Genomic DNA, 3,201 nt, shown 5'->3' with positions numbered 1-3,201 from the left:
GATCCGTACCGTGTGGGGTTTCTGGGTTCATGGGAGGCTCCGTTGATCGAGGGGCGCGGCGTTCGCTGGGTCCGATTGGCGCTGCGCTCATTTCGACGCGTGCGTCAGGATACACAGGTTTGCCGGGGGAAAGCGGTTGCGGCTGTACGCGCCAATCTTAAACGACCTTGATTCCGGTCCGGTGCCTTCGCTTGACGCCCGATGCCCGGGCGCTTACTCTCGGCCGCATTTCTTGCCGGAGATGCACCGTGAGCAACAGTGTTCCCGATAACGACAACGATAGCGCCCGCCGCCTGGCGCCCGCTGCCGCGCGCAATCGCGATGTCATCCTCGCCGTCCTCGATCGAGTCCTGCCCAAATCCGGCGTCGTGCTCGAAATCGCCAGCGGCACCGGCCAGCATGCCGTCCACTTCGCTCAAGCGCTCCCTGGCCTGATCTGGCAGCCGAGCGACGCCGACGAAGCATCGCGTGCATCGATCGATGCTTGGCGCAAGCACATCGCGGTCGCCAACCCGATCGCCAACCTTAAAGCGCCTGTGGCACTTGATGTGCGGGTCTCCCCGTGGCCCGTGCCGGACGTGCTCGACGGTATCGTGTGCATCAACATGATTCATATCGCGCCGTGGGCCGCCGCCGTTGCGCTGTTCGATGGCGCCGCCGCCCATCTTTCTCCCAACGGCGTGCTTTTTCTCTACGGCCCCTACAAGCGCGAAGGCGAACACACCGCGCCAAGCAACGAGGCCTTCGACACGCAATTGCGCACCACCGACCCCGCCTGGGGCGTGCGCGACCTGGAAGACGTCGTGGCGCTCGCACATCGCAACGGTTTCGCTCTGGACGAAATCGTGCCGATGCCCGCCAATAACCTGAGCCTCGTGTTCAAGCGAAACGCCGTCTGAGCCTCCCCGGGCAAAGGTGGCGCGTATCCGACGTTTCGACGCTGCGATGACCCCCATTCGCGTCTGGTCATGCCTGCGCGGCGCTCAAAAGCCTATCGGCGTGTAGACTGCGAATTACTTTCGATTTCACGCTTCTTAAAATTCCCTTTTAGCCGATTCCGTCACGTGGAGGCATCGTACATGCATGTAGCGCTGCAGCAGGACGTCGCTCCCAGCGAGCTTTCTTCGTCAGAAGCATCACCGGCGTCCCAGACGCCACCGTCACCCGCATCGCAACCGGCGCGCGACCTGCGTCGGGTCGATATTCACCCCGATCACTGGTATCCGGTTGCCTGGTCGCGCGAAGTCAAGCGCGGCAAGGCCCACGGAGTGACCTACGCGGGCGATCCTGTCGTGCTCGTACGCACGGAAACCGGCAAGGTATTCGCGCTGGAAGACCGCTGCGCGCATCGACAGGTGCCGCTTCACGCGGGTGTGGTCGACGGTGAATCGATCCGCTGCTGTTATCACGGCTGGACCTACGACTGCACGGGCCGCTGCATCGACGTGCCGTATCTCGGCCGCGAAAGACTGCCCAACGGCGTGCGCTCGTATCCGTGCCGCGAAGAAGCAGGGCTGATCTTCATTTTCCCGGGCGACCCGCTACTTGCCGATGAAACCCCGTTCCCGTCGCTCGGTTCGGCCGGGGACAAAGCGTACAAGACGCGTCGCCTGGGGCGACCGGTGAAGTGCCACTACTCCTTCATGCACGAAAACCTGATGGACATGAACCATCAGTTCCTGCACCGCAAGCAGATGGGCCAGATGAAGGCGCGTTCGGTGGGGCGCAGTCGCGGTGACGACTGGGTGGAAGTCAACTACACGTTCGCGCGGGAAGAGGGCAAGCAGCCGATCGGCGAGGCGCTGGTATTCAGCCAGAAACGCGGCACGAAGGCGAGCGACAGCCACAAGGACGTGATGACGATCCGCACTGAGTATCCGTACCAGACGCTCAGGATCCGCACCAAGGACGAGACCATGGTGATGGATCTGTGGATCTGCTATGTGCCGCTCGACGCCGAACAGCGCACGAACCGCACGTTCGGCCTGCTGTCCATCCGGCGCCCGAAGATTCCTGGGATCCTCGACGCAGCATGGCCATTGCTGGTGTGGTTCACCGAGCGTATCTTCAAGGAAGACCGGTGGATCGTGGAGCGCGAGCAGGAAGCGCACGACCGGCAAGGCGCTGATCACAATCATGAGGTGTTTCCCGTGATCAACGAATTGCGGTCGCTGCTGGTACAGTGCGGCGCGCCATTGCGCGAGCCGAAAGTGGCTCGCCGCGTACACGTGATCCAGCCGGTCACGGACTGAAGAGGGCCTGGGTCGCGGGCAGGGCCGTCGCGAACCGGGCATCGAATGGCAATATGCTTTAAGGCTTTAAGGCAACAACCGGAAGAGGTCGACCATCATGGAACCCAATACTACTCAAACGCCTGAAACGGTGGCCCCGGATGCCCGTCCGGACCCGGATCACTTCGATGCCGCCATCGCGCACGTCGACTCTTCCTATCGGTCGGGCGTGATGGCAGCGGGTGCCGCGAAAGGCATTCTCTACAGCGTGATCGAGACGCTCGGCACGCTGATCGGCGACCCCGATCTGCCGGAGCATGCCCGCTCGGGGTATCAGGCGCTGCGCGTCAGTGCGCAGGAATTGCGCGGGCGCATCGATTAACCGGATTGATGGGGGCCCACGCGTGCGATGACGCATTTTTACGTGTCAAACCGGCGCGGCTCGGGCAATATGCGAGATCAACCACGGAGTAGATCATGAGTAAAAGTCAGGACGCGAAGAAAACAGAAAAGAAGGTCGCTCTAAAGTCGCCCAAGGAAAAGAAGGACGCGAAGAAGTTGAAGAAGGAGGCGACCAAGCGCCAGTAATCGAACACGGCGAGAACGCGGTGAGAACGCGGCGGCTGGACGCGCTAGTTATCCCGAAGGCTTGCAGTACCAGTACCGAAAATAGGTGTTGATGTGTTCAACGGCCCGCCACAAAGCGGGCCGTTTGCATTTGGATGGTTTTTTCAGTTTGCTTTCAATGCCGTCTTGTGTGGGTTGTTGAGTCCGTCCGCCAGCTCGCGTTCGCGACGGTTCATCCACCCACCCACCTTTCCTCCGAAGCCTTCAAATGCGACCGGATCGCGGCCTGCGCGGCGAGGGGATCGCCGGCTTCGAGCGTCCTTAAGATCCGCTCATGTTCCGAGAGTGCGACACCCCACGTCGTGATGTTCTCCGCCAGGCCGCTGACCTTGGCCGCGATCGG

Annotated in this window: 4 protein-coding genes; 3 read left to right on the top strand and 1 reads right to left on the bottom strand. The window is 61.9% G+C overall.

The annotated features are described in order from the left end of the window. The first annotated feature begins 248 nt into the window (after window positions 1–248). The 3 genes from WCA53_RS31995 (at window position 249) to WCA53_RS31985 (ending at window position 2,613) form a co-directional block, all read left to right on the top strand. On the top strand, window positions 249–899 hold the full coding sequence (locus WCA53_RS31995) for a DUF938 domain-containing protein (RefSeq protein ID WP_423921206.1): 651 nt from the start codon (window positions 249–251) through the stop codon (window positions 897–899). Between the two features lie 180 nt (window positions 900–1,079). Further along, complete coding sequence (locus WCA53_RS31990; RefSeq protein WP_423921202.1) at window positions 1,080–2,252, top strand: Rieske 2Fe-2S domain-containing protein; 1,173 nt, start codon at window positions 1,080–1,082, stop codon at window positions 2,250–2,252. A gap of 97 nt (window positions 2,253–2,349) precedes the next feature. Further along, window positions 2,350–2,613 (top strand): hypothetical protein, encoded by a 264-nt coding sequence (locus tag WCA53_RS31985; RefSeq protein WP_423921197.1) that lies wholly within the window; start codon window positions 2,350–2,352, stop codon window positions 2,611–2,613. A 417-nt stretch (window positions 2,614–3,030) separates the two neighbouring features. On the opposite strand, the gene WCA53_RS31980 is transcribed toward WCA53_RS31985, so the two are convergent. Further along, window positions 3,031–3,165 carry an FCD domain-containing protein gene (locus WCA53_RS31980; protein ID WP_423921209.1) on the bottom strand — a complete coding sequence of 45 codons (135 nt, stop codon included), beginning with the start codon at window positions 3,163–3,165 and terminating at the stop codon, window positions 3,031–3,033. Between the last annotated feature and the right edge of the window lie 36 nt (window positions 3,166–3,201).

The sequence above is a fragment of the Caballeronia sp. genome (genome assembly GCF_049581465.1).
In the GTDB taxonomy this organism is placed as follows: Bacteria; Pseudomonadota; Gammaproteobacteria; order Burkholderiales; family Burkholderiaceae; genus Caballeronia.
This window is presented reverse-complemented; position numbering and strand designations above follow the sequence as displayed.